The following is an 18,204-nucleotide window of genomic DNA, read 5'->3' as shown; positions in this document are numbered from 1 at the left end:
AAAAAAGATGAGACACAGTATTCTGATTAGTGGCGCCGCTCAAGGTATTGGGGCAGAAATTGCACGTGTATTTTACCAACAGGGATATAAAGTAGGCATTTATGATATTAATGAATCGCTTGCTCAAGAGTTGGCAAATGACTTAGGGCCAAATGCCCGTGCCGGCTATCTGGATGTAAGTGATTACAATCAGTGGCAACGTATATTAAAAGAATTTACGGAATGGGCTGGCGAACTCAACATCTTAGTAAATAATGCCGGTATTTTATATTCTGGTACATTTGAAACAACTGATATTACAGCTCACCAAAGAACAATAAATATTAATGTAAACGGTGTCATCAATGGCTGTCATGCTGCCCTACCTTATTTAAAGCAACCGTCTTTTGCACGCGTTATCAACCTATCTTCAGCTTCTGCAATTTATGGGCAAGCTGATTTAATTTCTTATTCAGCCAGTAAATTTGCTGTTCGCGGAATTACCGAAGGTTTAGATGTGGAATGGAAGAAATATGGTATTCGTGTTTTAGATGTGATGCCGCTATTTGTACAAACTGCAATGGTTAAGGGTATGGATGCAGGCACAATTCAAAATATGGGGGTAGATTTAACTCCAAATGATATTGCTCAACAGGTACTTACGCTTGTAGAGAAAAAGGCTCATTTTTGGACGCCTACTCACACTCCAGTTGGCATAAAAACCAAACTGCTTTATCAGCTCTCAACTTTAAGTCCTCAGTTTTTAAACCGGCTGACTAATATTTATTTATCGAGAAAATAATCCAATATAAAAAAAGGCTGTCATTTGACAGCCTTTTTATTAAAATAACTTAAAATATATTTATAATATAACAATCAAAAAGTTCTAAAAATTAAGTTAATCTAAATTAAAAACTTCAATAAAATAACTTTAAACACTTTTTAATGAAAAAAACTTTAAATACAAATAAAATAAATTAAGAAAAACTAAATAGTTCAATTATTTAAACTTATAAACCTATTTAATTCTCAACAAAACTATAAATGCACTTTAAAAGCTAAGATACAAGTTATTATAAAACTTTAATTAGATTATTTATCCAACAAACAAACACTTAAAATATAAAACCTCAAAAACATTCAACGCTATATTAGATAAGCCTTTGCGTTTATTTCTCTACAGAATAAACAAAGCCGATAATAAATAAAATTATTGAAATACTCACTTTATAAAATTATAGTTCGTTTTTTTTTGTAAACTTATGAGCATTTTTTGTGACAAACTTTCCAATAATTAAGCACTCACAACGACACAAAAAAACTCTTCTAGCTATTCTATTTGGCAGTGTTTTACATACTGCTCATGCTGGCTTTTTTGATGACTACAATCAAACAGCTCAGAGCTTCCGTGCCAACATCACGCAACCAATTCCAGAAGAAACTCATAAATTTTTAGATAAAAAAGTTAAGGGAAGCGATGCTGCACTCTATCTACTTGAAAAAGGTCGTTTGCAACAAGCTAATCATCAATATGAAGAAAGTAAGAAATCCTTTGAAGCTGCGTTTGTACTGTTAGAGCAAAGAAATAATAAAGCAAAAATCAGTGCATCAGAACTCGGATTTAAAGCTCTCTCACTTGTAAGTAATGACAGCATTATTCCTTACAAAATCCCAGAATATGAACAAGTTTTAGCACATGTCTATCAAGCCCTGAATTTTATAGCTCTAAACAATGTAGAAAGTGCTGGTGTAGAAATGCGTATCGCCCAACGCATTCAGCGCGAAATTGAAGTTGCACATACAAAGGAAGCCGAAAAAGCTAAGGAAAAAGCTGGCTCCGATAATAATCAGAACTTCGATGAAGCTTTTGCTGGCCTAGATACAATCGCAGGAAAGGTTAAAAATACATATCAAAATGCTTATGCATTTTACATGGCAGCCACCCTTTGGGAAGCATTAGGAGAAGAAAACGATGCCCTCGTTGACTTCAAAAAAGCTTATGAATTGCAGCCTAATGACTTCATTAAAAATGATGTTAAACGCTTAGACATGTCTTCGGGTAAAAAGTCTCAACAATATCCAGTTGTAATTTTTTTAGAGCAAGGCCTAGTACCTCAAAAAATACCGAATACATTTGCTTTGCCTACTCCAAATGGCTTAATTAATGTTTCATTTGCTAGCTACAATCCCTCTACCTACAAAAGCCCTACCAGTCTTCAAGTGCTTGTAAATGGCAGGTCTGTGACAAACACTTCAACCTTAACTGATATAGGTGCATTAGCTGTAAAAACATTAAAAGAAAATGTAGCTGCCAATATAACATCACAAATTGCACGCACAACAGCAAAATATATGGTCCAAAAAGAACTCGGGAATCATCTTGGGGCTATTGGTCAAATTGCTGGGAATATTTACAACACAGCTTCTGAAAAAGCCGATGTTCGTGCGTGGAATACTTTACCAAGTAATGCTCAAGTTGCTCGTCTTACTTTGCCAACAGGCACTCATACTATCCAACTGAAAAATGGCTATATGACTCAAGAAATTAATATTGATGTGAAACCAAATCAAACTGTGTTTATTCATGGCATAGAAGCAAATCAAGAAATTTTAACCGATAGTTTTGCTATTACTCATTAATGATTAAAGGATATTCAAAATGAAAAAGGCCGTAATTTATTTGAGCCTACTCTCAATTGCATCTGCATTTTTCACAGGTTGTACAGCTCCCAATGCTATGCAAACAAAAACAGATAGTGTAACTGGTAAAAGTACTGTTCGTACTCAGACCAGTAACCCTATTTTAGCTACCCGTATTGGCGTTAGTCGAATCAATATGACAAGTTTAGGTGATATCAAACGCGCTTCTCTTGCATTAAAAAACGGTTGGTTCTATGCCCAAGACTTCCAATACAAAGTTGTATGGTTTGATGCAGAGGGAACTGAAATTAATCCTGAAGGTGCAATTTGGAAACCTATTAGCTTACAAGGTCGTGAAGTTAAAACTGTTCAGTCTGTTGCACCTAACCCTAGTGCAGTCGATGTATTGATTTACATGAAAAAAGATTAAATTTTTAAGTTTTCTTAACCTAATTTCACAACATTATTTAAAGATAGATACAGGACATTTTAATGAAAATTAAATCACTATTCATGATTACAGCAATGAGTAGCGCTGCACTTTTTTCTGGCTGTGCTTCACAAAACGTTAGCTATGGTGATGCGCAATCTGTCGAAACTTTAACAAAAGATTTTGGTTCGACTGACTTACAGCAAATTGCAACAAAAATGGTGGATGACATGCTCGCCTTCCCACCAATTATTGATATGACAAAAAATCGTCGTCCTGTTTTATTTGTTGACAAAATTAAGAACAAATCTCAAGAGCATATTGATACAGAGTCTATTACCGATACGATTCAAAACCGTTTAATCAATTCAGGAAAATTCCGCTTTGTAGATATGACTTCTGTGGGTGCGGTAGCAGACCAAATGGCTTATCAACAACGTAGCGGAATGGTAGATAAACGTACTGCCGTACAATCTGGCTCACAGATTGGTGCTGAGTATATGTTAAATGGTAATTTATCTAGCATCGTTAAAAACTCAGGCGGTAAGAGTGATGTTTATTATAAATTCACTTTAAAACTACTGAATTTAAAAACTGGAATTGTTGAGTGGACCAGTGAAAAAGAAATCCGCAAATCTGCAAAAAAATCTACATTCGGCTTATAAGCTTTTCTAGTTAATTCCTTTATAGCATGGCAGTTATTAATTGCTATGCTCTATAAATAAAAAGAGCCTTTATGAGAAAAATATTTTGCGCAGTACTATTAAGTCTTACTGCCACCTCAAGTTTTGCCGCGTTACAAGAAGTTATGAAAGAAGCTTCAGGTAGTGGACCAACTCAGCAACAAGCTATTGCAGAAGCTTTACTGACAGCAGCTCAATCTGTGAATGGAACAAAAGTAAGTTCACAAATGGGGATAGCTGAAGAAGTTAATATGGTTATGACAGATCACCACTGGTCATATCAAGGCAAAAGCTCACCTGTGTTTAGTGTCCAAACAGAATCTTCGGGTGCAATTAATCGTTTTCAAGTTCTTAGTGTTTCTGGTTCAGGCAAGCATTATAAAGCTCGAGTTCGAGCTTATATTAGTAAATATCAATCAAATGTAGCTGATCAACACTTACGAAGAATGGCGGTTTTTCCTTTTCAAGTAGTTGAGTCAAAATTTAACTTAGCATCGGGTGAAGACCCATATGAGTTTGTACAGGAAGTAGCGGACCTCATTGGTACGCAAATGGCGAATTCACGACAACTAAGTTTAGTAAGTAGAGATTATATTGAAGAAATGGCAAGCGAAAATGCTTTCCTCGCATGGGATGGTGCGCCATCCGAAATGGCAAGAATTGCCCAAAAAGTAGGTGCGGACTATATTCTTGTTGGTAGAATTAATGAAGCTCGTACGGTTCAAGGTCAATCTTTTTACGGTGCAGTTCCAGCTGAACGTGATGCAATTAAACTGAACTGGCGTGTGATCGAAGTAAATACAGGCAAAATTGCAGCAGCTGGTTCTATTAAGCAACCACCACAAGCAAGTGTTGGTAATTTAGTCACACAAGATACCCCACCTTCTAGTACAGAAATTTTCGCAGATCAAGTCGTTAATGAGGTATTGCGTGGTTTATCTTTGAAATCAAATCATGATTCTCAAAACCAAGATAGTTTTGAGAATCAGGTAAGTTCTTCACCATTATCAGATGCAGATCTTCCTTCGGGTTCTAGCGAAAAACCAATTCGCTGGTAAATAAAAAGGCTGTCATTTGACAGCCTTTTTACTCAATTTACTTAAACACCTTGAATCATGCGTCGCGCACTAATAATTCCAGGCTGTTGCTCTAAGCGAGCCAATAAACGAGATAGCTGCGCCAATCCTTTCACTTCAATTAACAACTTCATATTGGCAATACCATCTGCCTCAGAAATTGTATTAACCTGACGAATATTGATTTGGTCAGAGAAAATCACTTGAGTTAAGTCTTTAAGCAGACCACGACGATCATATGCTTCAACCACAATCTGAACGCTTTGACCACGTGTTGGCTGCATTTCCCAATCGGCTTCAACAGCACGCTCTGGTTCTTGCTTAATCATACGCTGATAGTCTGAACAAATGACTTTGTGGATACTAACACCACGGTTCAAAGTAATATATCCAGCGATTGACTCACCATGTACGGGCTGACAGCACTGCGCGATATGCAGCTCTACATTGTCTAAACCATCAATTAAAATTCCATGAGCAGACAACGTATGACTAGCACGTGGATTTAATGCTGGTTTAAGCACTAGTTCAGGTTCATCCTGATCTAGATGCATTTGACGATTCACCTGATTAATCAAGGCATGTAAGCTAATATCACCGCTTACTAGACTCACCAAAATGTCATCACCCGTTTTCACGTTAAAATGTGATGAGTAATCATTTAGGTCGATACTTTTTGGGTGAATCGCTAGACGAGCTAACTCTTTATTAAGAAGTTCACGGCCCACTTCAAGATTTTTACTACGATCTTGCTGTCTAAACCAATGGCGCAGCTTGTCACGGGCACGAGAGGTTTTAATATAACCTAAAGAGTTCACCAACCAATCTCGGTTTGGATCACGATCTTTTTTAGTTAAAATTTCAACCTGCTCACCCGTTTTTAAAGTGTAGGTTAATGGCACATAGCGCTGGTTAACTCGCGCTGCGTAACATTTATTCCCTACTTCCGTATGCACATGATAAGCAAAATCTAAAACTGTTGAGCCGCGTGGCAATTCTTTAATGTCACCATCACGACTGAAAACATAAATCTTCTCAAAACCTTCAAAATCTTGTAGTTGATCAAAGCCTTCTGTTTCATCTTCGTTTTGATGTACTGTCGTGTCATTGCGTTCTTGGTAGTGTTCTAGAACAGCACGCAATGAATGCAAACGATGATTAAAGGAATGGTCAGTATTCTTTGAACCTTCTTTATAGTTAAAGTGCGAACATACGCCTAATTCTGCTTCGTCATGCATCTCATGAGTACGAATTTGTACTTCAAGCGATTTATTCTCAGCAATTACAGCCGTATGCAAAGAGCGATAACCATTTGCTTTCGGGTTGGTAATATAGTCATCAAACTGATGCGGAATATGACGCCAGATTTGATGTACGATACCCAAAGAGTGGTAACACTCAGGGACACTATTAACCAATACACGTAAAGCACGAATATCATAGAGCTGATCAAAACTCAGGTTTTTGCTTTTCATTTTTCGATAAATCGAATAAATGTGCTTTGCTCGACCTGTAATTTCCGACTCGATTCCGTAAGACGCTAACTCATTTTTTAAACGGTCGATCACGAACTGAATATAGTGTTCACGCTCTAAACGTTTTTCATTCAGTAATGACGCAATTTCTTTATAACGATCTGGAGCCAAATAGCGAAAAGCGAGATCTTCAAGTTCCCATTTAAGCTGAGCAATACCGAGTCGATGTGCCAATGGCGAATAAATAGTAAGAATTTCACGTGCTACGCGTTCTTGACGTTCACGAGATGAATTTGCAAGCTCTCGTAAAGAATAGGTACGTTCAGCAAGTTTAATTAAAACAACACGAACATCTTCGGTAACCGAAATCAGCATTTTATAAATGCCACTTAAATGTTCTCGTTGATTGTTATTAAAGTGGTCTTCTAACCGCTTATTTTTTTCAATGAGTTCCGAGAGCTTACCCATTGCCAAAGCGCCTTTGACAAGGTTATAGACCTGATCTCCAAATTTCTTTTTTACTTCTTCTATATCAGTAATGTCTTCACGCACACTACGATAGAGCATGGCTGCCGATAGAGTATCTTCGTCTACATGGAGATGTGCCAAAATATCGGCCATTCCAACGCCAGTAGCGAAAGTATTGGACCGATGATTAACCGTTGAGTCTAACTCTTTTTGCAGGGTTAAATGAGCAACCTGCTCAAGCTGTTCAAGCTTCGCCCCATCTAATATTTCACGCACCCGATCCAACCATGAGGCTAAACCGATTTGCGTTTCGGCGGCATGCTCTACAGTCGTTTCCTCGGACAACTCTGTTAGTTGTTCAGGTAACTGTTCACGTACTGTGACCATACCATTCTCCTCAATATGTAACTCATGTTTTTAATCGTTTATCTCTTGAATTTTTTCAAATAGTGCAATGGATTCAACATGTTCTGTGTGCGTAAACATGTCCATCACAGCTGCTTTTTTTAACTGGTAACCATGTTGGACCAAAACACCCGCATCCCTTGCCAATGTAGCTGGATTACATGATACATAAACGATTCTTTTTGCTCCAAAATTTGGTACATACTGCATAATTTCATATGCACCAGCACGAGGAGGATCAATCAATAATGCATCAAATCCTTGATTTGCCCAAGAATGATGCGAAAAATCTTTTGTTAAATCTTGTGAAAAGAAGGTTGCCTGCACCAAACTATTGCTTTTTGCATTAGCTGTTGCGCGTTGAACCATTTCTTCACTCCCTTCCACACCAACAACCTGACCACTCTCTCCAACACATCGTGCTAAGGGGAGCGAAAAGTTGCCTAAACCACTAAATAGATCAAGTACTTTTTCACCTGGTTGCAATTGAAGCAATTCACATGCCAATTGAACCATTTGTTCATTTACTGTGGCATTGACCTGAGTAAAATCCAATGGCGAAAAAGCAAAATTTACATCAAACCGCTCTAAGGCATAGTGTAAACGTAAAGCACCTTTTTCATCATCAATACGACGAATACTTTCAGGTCCCTTAGGCTGTAAATACAACTGCCACCCTTTGTCTAACGCAAATTGCTTTAATTGGTTGACATCAGAATTGTTTAATTTTTCTACATGACGAACCAATAAAGAAATTTCTTGATCACCTTTTGCTAATTCTACATGACCTATATGCGCTTTGCCTTTTAGACTTTGGAGTAAAATACGCAGCTCAGGCAAGCTATCTGATAGTTTTTTATCCAAAACACTACAACTGTGGATAGAAGTGAGTCGATTACTATGATGTTCACGAAACCCCATAATTAAGCGATCTGGCTTCGGCAGATAGCGCACACCTATTCGAGCACGACGACGATAATCGCTTTGTAAAGATCGAATCGGCTCAAGCCACTGTTCAGGTTGGATGCCTGCAAAATGTTGTAAATGCGATTGGAGCACACTTTGCTTTAAGCGGATTTGTTCATCAGGATCGATATGCTGCATGCTACAGCCACCGCAAATTCCATAATGAGGGCAAATTGCATCTATACGATGAGTTGACGGTTCTCCTAACAACTGCACCATCTCTGCTTCTTCAAGACGCTTCGCTTGATGAGTAATTTGAGCCTTTACAGTTTCTCCAGGCAAGGCATAGCGAATAAAAACTTTTTTGCCATGCTTATCTGCTGGGTGATCAGGATGAGAACCATAATGCGCAATTCCCCGCCCCTCATGAGAAAGTGTTTCAACTTGAAAAATATATTCAGGTTGTTGGGACTTGCGAGATTTGGCTTGTTGTTTCAAAGGATGAACCTAAAAATCTAAAGGATTAAAGTAATGTGAAGTAAATTCAGTATGTTTCGAGGTACGTTCCCATACTTCAAGAAAATCGGCTTGCTGAGGAATATTTTTCAAATAATCAATACTAGAGTTTACCCAATCATTATGCTCATCGACAGTTAATTGTCCTTTTAATAACAACCAACGTACATAGACGAACCATGTATTAAGTACATCTCCTTCACAATAGCTGGTCAGTTTTAACCACTGCTGCGTACGGACATATTCTGGTACATGATAACCCGACTCACCGCGCTTACCCGGCAAACCTAAAATACAGGCAATATCATCAAGCTTTTGAAAATTACGCCCGTTAAACATTGCCATCACATCCATTAAATCAATATGGCGATGGTGATAACGATTTTGGTAATTATTAAAACGTTTCTGGCTATCAATCTCACCTTGGTCAAACAAGCCCGGTGCAGAAAGCCCATGATACATCGCACGAAATAGAATGACGGGTAAATCAAATTGCGAACCATTCCAACTCACTAAAGTCGGATGACGTTTATCAAAAATTGACAAGAACTTCTGCAAAATCTCAGCTTCAGAATATTGTTCTCGACTAAAAGAAAACAATCTAAAACCTGACTCATCAATCCATAAGCCAGAAATACAAACAATTTCATGCAAAGGTAAGCGTTGAAAATCCACACCTGATTCTTGACGGCGCAGTTTAGTCAATGCTTGCTCTACATCAGCCTCTGGTAAATCAAGATGATATAAATGCGCTCCCGCTTTTAAATCAGTTAAAGTTTCAATATCAAAAACTAAGGTAGGGAAACGCATTATTTCTCTCAATTATGAGTTATCGTCCTGTACTGAAAACAAACCTGTAGACAAGTAGCGGTCGCCACGGTCACAGATAATGCAAACAATAACAGCATCTGGATTTTCTTCTGCAATCTTGATGGATGCCCATACTGCACCACCTGAGGATGTACCCGCACTGATACCTTCCATACGTGCTAATTTACGCATAGTTTTTTCAGCATCAATTTGTGGAATATCAATAGTACGATCCACACGGCTACTATCAAAAATAGTAGGTAAATATTCTTTTGGCCAACGGCGAATACCAGCAATACTTGATCCGTCGGCTGGTTGTAAACCAACAATCTGAATATCTGGGTTTTGTTCTTTTAAATATTTAGAAACACCCATAATGGTACCTGTTGTACCCATTGAGCTTACAAAATGGGTGATTTTCCCACCCGTTTGTTTCCAAATTTCAGGACCAGTCGTTAAGTAATGAGCTTCAACATTATCAGGATTACCAAACTGATTTAAAACGTGCCCTTTACCGTCTTTTTCCATTTGCAAGGCTAAATCACGCGCACCTTCCATCCCTTGCTGTGGTGTTACTTCAATCAGCTCTGCACCATAAGCCAGCATCGCATCTTTACGCTCCTGACTCATATTGTTCGGCATAATAAGTTTCATTTTATAGCCGCGCATTGCAGCAACCATTGCCAAAGCAATACCCGTGTTCCCACTGGTTGCCTCAATCAAAGTGTCACCTGGCTTAATTTGACCACGTTTTTCTGCCTGCATAATCATGTTATATGCAGGACGGTCTTTTACAGAACCTGCCGGATTATTACCTTCCAATTTTGCTAAAACCGTCGCTTGCGTATGAGAAGCCAATCGCTGCAAACGAACTAGAGGTGTCTTACCTACATAGTGATCTAACAAAAATTCGTCGGCTAAAAAGTCAGGTTGTGTATTACTCATGATCAACACCTATATCGAGGTGGGCCTATTGTATGAAAAAATGCTCGGTACTGCACCCATTTCAATATGCTTTTTCATGAAAGCGATTAAAGCTCGGTCATTTATAAAATGCCGTCTGTTTTAAAATAAAGCGTGATAAGATGCCGTACAGAGAGATAAATCTGATGTAGCCATGTCTAATTTCAATAAAACCATATCGAAACGCTTACGTCTGAATCATGCATATGGGCAATTGATTGCTCTAATTTTTGTGCCGATTATGATTTTAACAGGAGTCGGTGCTTTTCTGGTTTTAACTGAAACGTCACATTCGGTAAAACAACAACAGCTACATCACGCCTCAGCAATTTTAGCTCGCTACAATCAAATTGCGAAAGATTTATATACGCTGGTCGAACTACAGCCAGATGAATACGATCATGCCCAGCACATCATGCAAAGCATGTTTAGCGAAAAAAATCTTAAACGCGCAGTACTCATCGATAACAATGGACAGACTTATTTAAGTATTGGTTATCGTGATAATCGTTATTGGCCTAGCTTTCCCAGTAGTAATAATTTTTTTGGTCCAATCTCTTATAACCACAACAATATTTATGGACTACAGATTAGTAATAAAGCTGGAAAAGCGCCAGTCTGGTTAGTGATTGAAATGGATAACCAGCCCCTAGAGTTGGCACGTTATCGCATTATGATTGCTCTCGTCATTACTGGATTAATGACCTTACTGTTACTTTTACTTTGCTTGAATTTTTATTCTCGTCGCTGGATTGCGCCGATGTATGAAATTCGCATGCAGTTACAACGCCTAAATGCAGATACTTTAGACCAGCATCTAGTCATTAATAGTACTGGGGAGCTACGCTTACTACAGCGCGATATTGCAAACGTTGTTAAGCGATTACACTTTAGCTTTTTAGAATTAAAAGAACACACTGAACAAACAGAAGAAGACTTACGCAGAACATTAGATACCTTAGAAGTCCAAAACATTACCTATCGTCAAGCACGTGACCAAGCGATTTCATCAAATCAGGCAAAGTCAGTTTTCCTTGCCAATATTAGCCATGAGCTTCGAACGCCTCTCAACAGTATTGATGGTTTTATTCATTTATTGCTTCGTCAGCAAAATTTAAATAATGAACAAAATCTTTATTTACAAACCATTCGCAAGTCATCTGCCCATTTATTGGCATTAATTAACGATGTATTAGATTTCTCGAAAATTGATGCGGGTAAGTTAGAGCTTGAAACGGCGCCATTTGACTTAGAAGAAGCCATTTTTGATGTTATGGATATGCTGTCTCCTTTGGCTGCTCAAAAACATATCGCCATGGCTTTTTACTATGCGGACAATATTCCACAACAGGTTATTGGAGATGCGTTACGCTTCAAGCAAATTCTGACCAACTTGATTTCTAATGCAATCAAGTTCACTCCAGATGGTGAGATTATTGTTCGTGTTCGTATGGAACATGATGATATTGGACAATGTTTGCTTCATTTTAGTGTTCAAGATAGTGGTATTGGCTTAAGTGGCACAGACCGTAAAAAATTATTTGAATCATTCTCGCAAGGTGATGCATCAGTTACACGTCAATTTGGAGGTACTGGTTTAGGCCTTGCCATCTCTAAACAGCTTGTTCATCTGATGCATGGTCAAATTGGCTTTGAGGACAATCAAGAACGTGCACCAACAGAAAAAGGCTCAACCTTCTGGTTTACCGCACAATTTGTGGTAGATGAAGATTACGAAATCGAACACCCGCACTTTGAGCATTTACAAGTGGTGTCTTACCTTGCTCATCCTGCTACAGCAAGTGTTTTACGTTATTATCTTGAAAACTACCATGTTCCTCACATCGAAACTCAATCGATTTTGGACTTGTTTAGTCGTTTAAAACATCTTGATCAAAAAGATAATACATGGCTCATTGTTGATCATAGCGGTGATACCGAAGCGTTATTAAAAGAAATCCGTAGCCGTTATCAAGGCAATTTAGCCGTCTATGGCTATCAAATGACGCTTGAGCCAAACATGCTCAGTGAATATCGCGCTCGTCCTCTATATCAACCATTAAGCCGTAGTGGACTCATTCAATTATTAAGCAACCAACCTATTTTTGAAGAAGAACAGCAAGATTTTAATGGTCAGGGTTTACACATTCTGGCAGTAGATGACCATTTACCAAACTTAATTGTTTTAGAAGCTTTGTTGGGTGAATTAAACGTTAAAACAACTAAAGCGTTAAGTGGTCAAGAAGCGCTTAACCTTATTCAAGAACGAATTGACCAAAAACTTAAACCATTTGATTTGGTATTTATGGATATCCAAATGCCAGTTATGTCAGGCATTGATACCACACGTGCTATCCGTTCTTTAGAGTCAACATTAGATGGAGAAATGCAGCTTCCAATCATTGCACTAACCGCCCATGCGCTTGCCGATGAAAAACAAAAACTCCTTAAAGTAGGCATGAATGACTATGTCACCAAGCCAATTCAAATGGAGCAAATCATCCAGATCTTAACGCAATGGACTAAAAACAACTTTACAGCAAAAGCCATAGATAAAGACCATCATGTCGTTGCAGAAGCTTTAGACCCGCAAATTTTAAACTGGCAACAAAGTTTGCAACTTGCAGCAAATAAAGAAGACTTAGCGCAAGATCTACTTAAAATGTTAGTTGATAGTTTTCCAACTGAGTTAGACGAAATGCGACAGCTCATTGAGCTTGAAGACTTCCCTCAACTTGAGCATGTTTTACATCGCCTATATGGCGCCACTCGCTATGTAGGTGCCCCGAAACTACAACAAGTTACAGGTGACTTTGAACAATTTATTTCAACGCTACGTAAAGAACGCCGTATAGCAGATGAAGGCTTCATTGAAGAAGTTATACAGCGCTTTGATGAATTAGGTCTTGTCGTTAAAGAGGTAGAAAGTGCTGCTCATCAGATCTTGGTGATACCTGACTAACATATCTACCAAATAGGTATGACTGAGCTGTCATGTTTCCAGATTACAGCCATGTTATGCTCCGTTCATCTATAAAAAAAGAAGCGGGAATCTCATGGCACTCTTACGTATTGAAAAAAATAATGGCATTGCAACGGTATATTTAAACCGTCCAGACAAACGCAATGCGATGAGTTTTGCCTTATTAAAAGAGTTGGTTTCAACTGCAAAAGCAATTAAAAAGGATAGAGATATTCGCTGTGTTATTTTGACAGGCGAAGGGAATGTGTTTAGTGCTGGAATTGATTTATCCGACCTAAACAATCCCAAAAACTCTGCTTTTGCCATTTGGGAACTTGTAAAACCCGGACAAAGCCTCTTTCAAAAAGCATTTCTGACTTGGCAGAATTTACCTGTACCAGTTATTGCTGCATTAGAAGGATATTGTTTTGGCGCGGGTATGCAACTTGCCTTGGCTTCCGATATCCGAATCTCACATCCAGAAACAAAAATGTCGATTATGGAAAGTCGTTGGGGTTTAGTTCCTGATATGGGACTTACTCGCTCATTAAAAGGTTTAATTAGCGTTGACCTTGCAAAAGAACTTACCTTAACTGCCCGTGTTTTTGATGGGAATTATGCAAAAGAAATCGGTCTTGTAACTCATTTAAGTGACTCCCCTCTAGAAAGAGCAAATGAGATTGCATCTGAAATGTTGCAGCGCTCACCTGATGCCCTCACTGCGGCAAAACGTGTACTTGATGCAATGGAGCATCAACCAGAAAAATCATTACGTCTAGAAAAAATCTGGCAACTTAAATTATTACTTGGTAAAAATAGCAAACTTGCTCGTAAAAAAGACAAACATCCGGAAGTTAATTTTTTACCACGCCAATATAAATAAGAGCTTAGATGATGAATTTTGATCGCAACACCCCTATTGCTTTTTTAGGCATAGGGCTTATGGGAAGTCGAATGGCAACCCGCCTTATTCAAGCTGGCTTTCAAGTTGCTGTTTGGAATCGAACCGTCTCTGCATGTGACGAACTTATTGATATCGGTGCACAACCTTTAGAACTTTCAAATATTGGTGAATATCCAATTATTTTAATCTGTCTGGCAGATGACAAAGCAGTACAAGCCTTATTTGAACAAATTCAATCTAACTTAAAAGCTAAACAGGTTATTGTTGATTTTTCGAGCTTATCTGTTGCTGCAACGAAAATGCTTGCTCAAGCAGCTACTACCCATGACGTCACATGGATTGACTCACCTGTATCAGGTGGAACAGCGGGTGCAGAACAAGGCACACTTGTCATTTTTGCAGGCGGTGATGCTCAAACCATTACACAATTAACCCCTATTTATAATGTTCTATCTCAACGCGTGACCCGAATGGGAGATACAGGAACAGGCCAAGCCACCAAAATTTGTAATCAACTGATTGTTGCAGCCAACAGTGCCCTGATTGCAGAGGCTGTCGCGCTTGCAGACCGAGCTGGTGTAGATACAACTTTACTCGCTCCAGCATTAGCAGGTGGATTTGCGGACTCAAAACCCTTTCAAATTCTAACTCCACGTATGGCAACGCATACCTTTGAGCCAATTCAGTGGAAAGTTCAAACATTATCTAAGGATCTTAACAACGCGGTAACATTGGCTCACAATGTTAATTTAGACATCCCAGTTGCACAAAAAGCTCTATTACAGCTACAAACTCACCAAAAAAATGGCTTTGCTGAGAAAGATTTAGCTACTATGATTCAATTAATAGAGCAAAAATAAACGGAGTTTGAGTATGGGTCGTCTTGCAGTCAATTTATCCATGATTTTTACCGAAGTTCCTTTAATGGAACGCTTTGCTCTGGCCCATGCACAGGGCTTTGAATATGTAGAAATTCAATTTCCTTATGAATTGGCTATTTCAGATATTCAAACTCAACTCGAACGCTACAATCTTAGCCTTTGCCTAATTAATGTACCTGCAGGTGATCTTATGCAAGGCGGAAATGGTTTAGCAGGCGTACCCGGCCAAGAAATAGCTTTCCGTGAAGCGTTAGAGTTAGCCATTAGTTATGCCACTGCTTTAAAAGTTCCACGTATCAATATTTTAGCAGGGAAACAGCCTCTAGATGCCGACTTGCTTCCTTGTTTAAAAACATTAGCAGCCAATTTGAAACTTGCCTGTAATGTACTCAGTGAATACGGTATAGAACCTGTTTTTGAAATGATTAACGGTACAGATATGCCCCGCTTTTTGGTACAAAATATTGCGCAGGCACAAGAAATGCTAGAAGCGGTCAATCATCCTTCTTTAAAAATGCAATATGACTGCTATCACATGGCGATGATGGGCGAAGATGTACTTGAGGGTTTGCAAGAAAATATTAATTTAATTGGACACATTCAATTTGCGGATTGTCCAGGCCGTCATGAGCCAGATACAGCCCAAATTCCCTATGAACAAATTTTTTCTTGGCTCAAGCAAAGTTCTTATCAAAACTATATTGCAGCAGAATATAAACCTGAAAATACTTCAAATCAGTCATTTACTTGGAAGAAAAAGTATTTTTCCGATGATGTAAATATATAAACTGTTACGAGTTCTGTTTGAAATTCATTGCGAAAACGACTATATTAGATAGTGAGTAATTGTCAGGAAAATATACCCTATATGAATTTAGAACCATCGCCCAGCGTGTCTAATTCTCACGATTTCGCAATGAATGCCTCAAATAAAGACGTACAAACATGTCTCGAAGTCGTTCATGACGCTTTAGTTGATGTAAAAGCAAAAGATATTCTCCAGTTAGATGTTAGCTCAATTAGCAATGTCTCTGATGCTATCGTAATTGCGAGCGGCACATCTACTCGTCATGTGAAAGCACTCGCAGACAATGTTGCAGAAGAAGCTCGAAAAGCCGGTTTCCGCCCGATTGGCGTTGAAGGTGAACGAGATGCAGAATGGATCTTGATTGATCTCGGCTTTGTTGTAGTACATGTGATGCTACCAACAGCTCGTAAATTCTACGATTTAGAAAGCTTATGGCGTACCGCTCCAGAGTCGGTTGCTTAAAATTTTGCTTTTAAAAAAAGCGGCTCTTTTGAGCCGCTTTTTTGTTTCTATTCTGTCCCAAATTAATTAGATTTGAACGTTTTATATTTATGCTTGGATAGCTCAATCAAAATAGTTTTTGAAGAGTCTATTTTTCAACCTTTTCCATAATTAAAATTTTTATAATCAAATAATCTTAAATAAAAAGCAGATAATTTTTGATTAGCCATCATATACAACTCATCATTTTTTTCAATTAAGCCCTGAATATCCAAATCACTTACCTCAACATTCTTATTTAATATTTTTTCTTTGTATATCAATTGCACATAATCATTCATAGCTTTGGATATAGCTTCATATAATTGAATATCCTCTTTTAACATTAAACTTTTAATTTCTTTAAAAGACTGATCAAAGTTCATCGCAATTTCTATAAATGAATGTTCATACAATTTTAGAGCTATTTCCTCTATTCTACTTAAAAGCAAGCTTGTAGGTCTTTCCTTATATATACTCATATACGTAAGTAAATTACTAATTTCTGAATAAAAACTCACTATTTCTAAACTTATATTCGGTATTGTCGGAATTCTCTCTTTTGCATTTTCACTTAATGATTCTAGTTTTTTTTGTACGACCCACCCCTAAAAAATATAAACTGCCACAAAAGTAGCAAATACCGTACTAGCTACACTCAGAATATCTTTTATTAAACTAATATCTTTTTCATTGAATAATCTTGAAATAGCAAAAAAAACTATCGAAAAAAATATTAAAACACATAATGTTGTGTAAATTTTATCATCCAACTCTTTATACATATCTACATATCTTTATTCTGGCTTAATATTTTCTATTGTTTTTATTAGTTTAAATTTTCCATTTTCAAGTATATAAAACCTTTGAGTAATACTTTCAACTTCATAATCATTATTCATTTTTTCTTCTTGAGTAACTAGCAATCTACTACGAGGGTTTGTTTCAAGAAGATCTTCTTGCCGTTCCTCACCACCGAATCCGTCTTTTAATAACTTCCCTGTTCGCTTGTTGACAAAAGAATAACTACGACAGCTAGCCCCACACCCCCACATTGCTGTTACATATTCACCAGCAAAATCAGGATTCCTTTTCAGAGCTTCAGACAATCTAGTACGAAACAATTTTGCATCAGAATCAGATAAATCCAATTTAGCCGCACCACCCGTATATAGCGACTTAACAGGATAATCCGAGTAGCGAGGAATAGAATCTTTTGCGTATAAATAAGAACCAACTAAACAGAACATTAAACCTATTAAAAATTTTGTCATATATAAAAATCTATATTTTTTATTACCGTTATTTAGTTTAGACAATATCTCTATGTGTGTCTATGAACGATTAAGACATACGAAAATTTTACCAATTTTATGATTGATAGAAATGCTTTTTAGAAAGCATTTAAATAGCCAACCCCAACCCTCCAAACTGAAAGGCTATCAATTATTTTTTAATTCTAATCTCCCTCTAACCTTTACAAAATTATTAATACACCTTTATAAGTACAAAATTCTCTTATATATTTTTTTGTTGAGATATTCATATCTTTATACAAAATAAAAAGCCACCCGAGGGTGGCTTTTGCAATCCTGATTGAGGTCAGATTAGTGACCGCCACCATTGATTGCTTTTGTCATATCTTCCACAACTTTCTTCGCATCACCAAAGATCATCATTGTTTTTTCGTTATAGAACAAATTGTTGTCCAGACCTGCATAACCTGTTGCCATAGAACGCTTAATCACCATGATCGTACGCGCTTTATGTGCTTCAAGAATCGGCATGCCGTAAATCGGTGAAGTTGGATCATCTTTT

The 18,204-nt window shown here is 37.7% G+C and carries 17 protein-coding genes; 10 read left to right on the top strand and 7 right to left on the bottom strand.

Annotation, left to right across the window (positions count from 1 at the left end; all coding sequences use genetic code 11):
* The first annotated feature begins 7 nt into the window (after positions 1 to 7).
* From FY048_RS17885 to FY048_RS17865, 5 genes are all read left to right on the top strand, one after another.
* Complete coding sequence (locus FY048_RS17885) at positions 8 to 781, top strand: SDR family oxidoreductase (protein WP_446092028.1); 774 nt, start codon at positions 8 to 10, stop codon at positions 779 to 781.
* A gap of 530 nt (positions 782 to 1,311) precedes the next feature.
* Positions 1,312 to 2,619 (top strand): COG3014 family protein, encoded by a 1,308-nt coding sequence (locus FY048_RS17880; RefSeq protein ID WP_446092051.1) that lies wholly within the window; start codon positions 1,312 to 1,314, stop codon positions 2,617 to 2,619.
* Positions 2,620 to 2,638: 19 nt separating this feature from the next.
* Entirely contained in the window at positions 2,639 to 3,049 is a 411-nt protein-coding gene (locus FY048_RS17875) for a YcfL family protein (protein WP_016139232.1), read from the top strand.
* A 62-nt stretch (positions 3,050 to 3,111) separates the two neighbouring features.
* The gene (gene lpoB / locus FY048_RS17870; protein WP_446092027.1) at positions 3,112 to 3,714 is read left to right on the top strand and encodes a penicillin-binding protein activator LpoB; all 603 of its coding nucleotides are present in this window, start codon (positions 3,112 to 3,114) and stop codon (positions 3,712 to 3,714) included.
* A gap of 71 nt (positions 3,715 to 3,785) precedes the next feature.
* Complete coding sequence (locus FY048_RS17865; protein ID WP_446092026.1) at positions 3,786 to 4,790, top strand: CsgG/HfaB family protein; 1,005 nt, start codon at positions 3,786 to 3,788, stop codon at positions 4,788 to 4,790.
* A 41-nt stretch (positions 4,791 to 4,831) separates the two neighbouring features.
* On the opposite strand, the gene FY048_RS17860 is transcribed toward FY048_RS17865, so the two are convergent.
* The 4 genes from FY048_RS17860 to cysM are packed head-to-tail and all read right to left on the bottom strand — an operon-like array spanning position 4,832 to position 10,333.
* Positions 4,832 to 7,138 (bottom strand): RelA/SpoT family protein, encoded by a 2,307-nt coding sequence (locus tag FY048_RS17860; RefSeq protein WP_016139235.1) that lies wholly within the window; start codon positions 7,136 to 7,138, stop codon positions 4,832 to 4,834.
* 30 nt (positions 7,139 to 7,168) lie between these two features.
* Positions 7,169 to 8,560 carry a 23S rRNA (uracil(1939)-C(5))-methyltransferase RlmD gene (gene rlmD, locus FY048_RS17855; RefSeq protein ID WP_446092025.1) on the bottom strand — a complete coding sequence of 464 codons (1,392 nt, stop codon included), beginning with the start codon at positions 8,558 to 8,560 and terminating at the stop codon, positions 7,169 to 7,171.
* A 9-nt stretch (positions 8,561 to 8,569) separates the two neighbouring features.
* A complete protein-coding gene (locus tag FY048_RS17850) occupies positions 8,570 to 9,388 on the bottom strand; it encodes a 3'-5' exonuclease (protein WP_042894953.1) in 819 nt (272 codons plus the stop codon).
* A 12-nt stretch (positions 9,389 to 9,400) separates the two neighbouring features.
* Positions 9,401 to 10,333: a cysteine synthase CysM gene (gene cysM, locus FY048_RS17845; RefSeq protein WP_004641224.1), complete on the bottom strand. Its 933-nt coding sequence runs from the start codon at positions 10,331 to 10,333 to the stop codon at positions 9,401 to 9,403.
* 172 nt (positions 10,334 to 10,505) lie between these two features.
* Between cysM and FY048_RS17840 the strand changes: the two genes are divergently transcribed.
* The 5 genes from FY048_RS17840 to rsfS all read left to right on the top strand — a co-directional run bounded on the left by FY048_RS17840 (position 10,506) and on the right by rsfS (position 16,368).
* On the top strand, positions 10,506 to 13,313 hold the full coding sequence (locus tag FY048_RS17840) for a GacS-like sensor histidine kinase (protein ID WP_446092024.1): 2,808 nt from the start codon (positions 10,506 to 10,508) through the stop codon (positions 13,311 to 13,313).
* 94 nt (positions 13,314 to 13,407) lie between these two features.
* Entirely contained in the window at positions 13,408 to 14,196 is a 789-nt protein-coding gene (locus tag FY048_RS17835) for a crotonase/enoyl-CoA hydratase family protein (protein WP_446092023.1), read from the top strand.
* Between the two features lie 11 nt (positions 14,197 to 14,207).
* On the top strand, positions 14,208 to 15,077 hold the full coding sequence (locus FY048_RS17830) for an NAD(P)-dependent oxidoreductase (protein ID WP_446092050.1): 870 nt from the start codon (positions 14,208 to 14,210) through the stop codon (positions 15,075 to 15,077).
* A gap of 13 nt (positions 15,078 to 15,090) precedes the next feature.
* Positions 15,091 to 15,885 (top strand): hydroxypyruvate isomerase family protein, encoded by a 795-nt coding sequence (locus tag FY048_RS17825; protein WP_446092022.1) that lies wholly within the window; start codon positions 15,091 to 15,093, stop codon positions 15,883 to 15,885.
* Between the two features lie 81 nt (positions 15,886 to 15,966).
* Positions 15,967 to 16,368 carry a ribosome silencing factor gene (rsfS, locus tag FY048_RS17820; protein ID WP_016139242.1) on the top strand — a complete coding sequence of 134 codons (402 nt, stop codon included), beginning with the start codon at positions 15,967 to 15,969 and terminating at the stop codon, positions 16,366 to 16,368.
* 134 nt (positions 16,369 to 16,502) lie between these two features.
* On the opposite strand, the gene FY048_RS17815 is transcribed toward rsfS, so the two are convergent.
* The 3 genes from FY048_RS17815 to FY048_RS17805 form a co-directional block, all read right to left on the bottom strand.
* Positions 16,503 to 16,907 (bottom strand): hypothetical protein, encoded by a 405-nt coding sequence (locus FY048_RS17815; protein WP_446092021.1) that lies wholly within the window; start codon positions 16,905 to 16,907, stop codon positions 16,503 to 16,505.
* A gap of 276 nt (positions 16,908 to 17,183) precedes the next feature.
* A complete protein-coding gene (locus FY048_RS17810; protein ID WP_446092020.1) occupies positions 17,184 to 17,660 on the bottom strand; it encodes a hypothetical protein in 477 nt (158 codons plus the stop codon).
* A 333-nt stretch (positions 17,661 to 17,993) separates the two neighbouring features.
* Positions 17,994 to 18,204, bottom strand: a 211-nt coding sequence (locus FY048_RS17805; RefSeq protein WP_446092019.1) for an NAD(P)(+) transhydrogenase (Re/Si-specific) subunit beta, incomplete at its 5' end; no start/stop codon positions are given.

The organism is Acinetobacter sp. 1124_18A, assembly GCF_052824995.1.
This window is presented reverse-complemented; position numbering and strand designations above follow the sequence as displayed.

What these genes read in the sequence shown, in the direction of transcription:
- FY048_RS17825 (WP_446092022.1), top strand. Translation starts at nt 15,091, where the DNA reads ATGGGTCGTCTTGCAGTCAATTTATCCATGATTTTTACCGAAGTTCCT.
- FY048_RS17850 (WP_042894953.1), bottom strand. Translation starts at nt 9,388, where the DNA reads ATGCGTTTCCCTACCTTAGTTTTTGATATTGAAACTTTAACTGATTTA.
- cysM (WP_004641224.1), bottom strand. Translation starts at nt 10,333, where the DNA reads ATGAGTAATACACAACCTGACTTTTTAGCCGACGAATTTTTGTTAGAT.
- FY048_RS17835 (WP_446092023.1), top strand. Translation starts at nt 13,408, where the DNA reads ATGGCACTCTTACGTATTGAAAAAAATAATGGCATTGCAACGGTATAT.
- FY048_RS17865 (WP_446092026.1), top strand. Translation starts at nt 3,786, where the DNA reads ATGAGAAAAATATTTTGCGCAGTACTATTAAGTCTTACTGCCACCTCA.
- rsfS (WP_016139242.1), top strand. Translation starts at nt 15,967, where the DNA reads ATGAATTTAGAACCATCGCCCAGCGTGTCTAATTCTCACGATTTCGCA.
- FY048_RS17885 (WP_446092028.1), top strand. Translation starts at nt 8, where the DNA reads ATGAGACACAGTATTCTGATTAGTGGCGCCGCTCAAGGTATTGGGGCA.
- FY048_RS17810 (WP_446092020.1), bottom strand. Translation starts at nt 17,660, where the DNA reads ATGACAAAATTTTTAATAGGTTTAATGTTCTGTTTAGTTGGTTCTTAT.
- FY048_RS17830 (WP_446092050.1), top strand. Translation starts at nt 14,208, where the DNA reads ATGAATTTTGATCGCAACACCCCTATTGCTTTTTTAGGCATAGGGCTT.
- lpoB (WP_446092027.1), top strand. Translation starts at nt 3,112, where the DNA reads ATGAAAATTAAATCACTATTCATGATTACAGCAATGAGTAGCGCTGCA.
- FY048_RS17860 (WP_016139235.1), bottom strand. Translation starts at nt 7,138, where the DNA reads ATGGTCACAGTACGTGAACAGTTACCTGAACAACTAACAGAGTTGTCC.
- FY048_RS17875 (WP_016139232.1), top strand. Translation starts at nt 2,639, where the DNA reads ATGAAAAAGGCCGTAATTTATTTGAGCCTACTCTCAATTGCATCTGCA.
- FY048_RS17840 (WP_446092024.1), top strand. Translation starts at nt 10,506, where the DNA reads ATGTCTAATTTCAATAAAACCATATCGAAACGCTTACGTCTGAATCAT.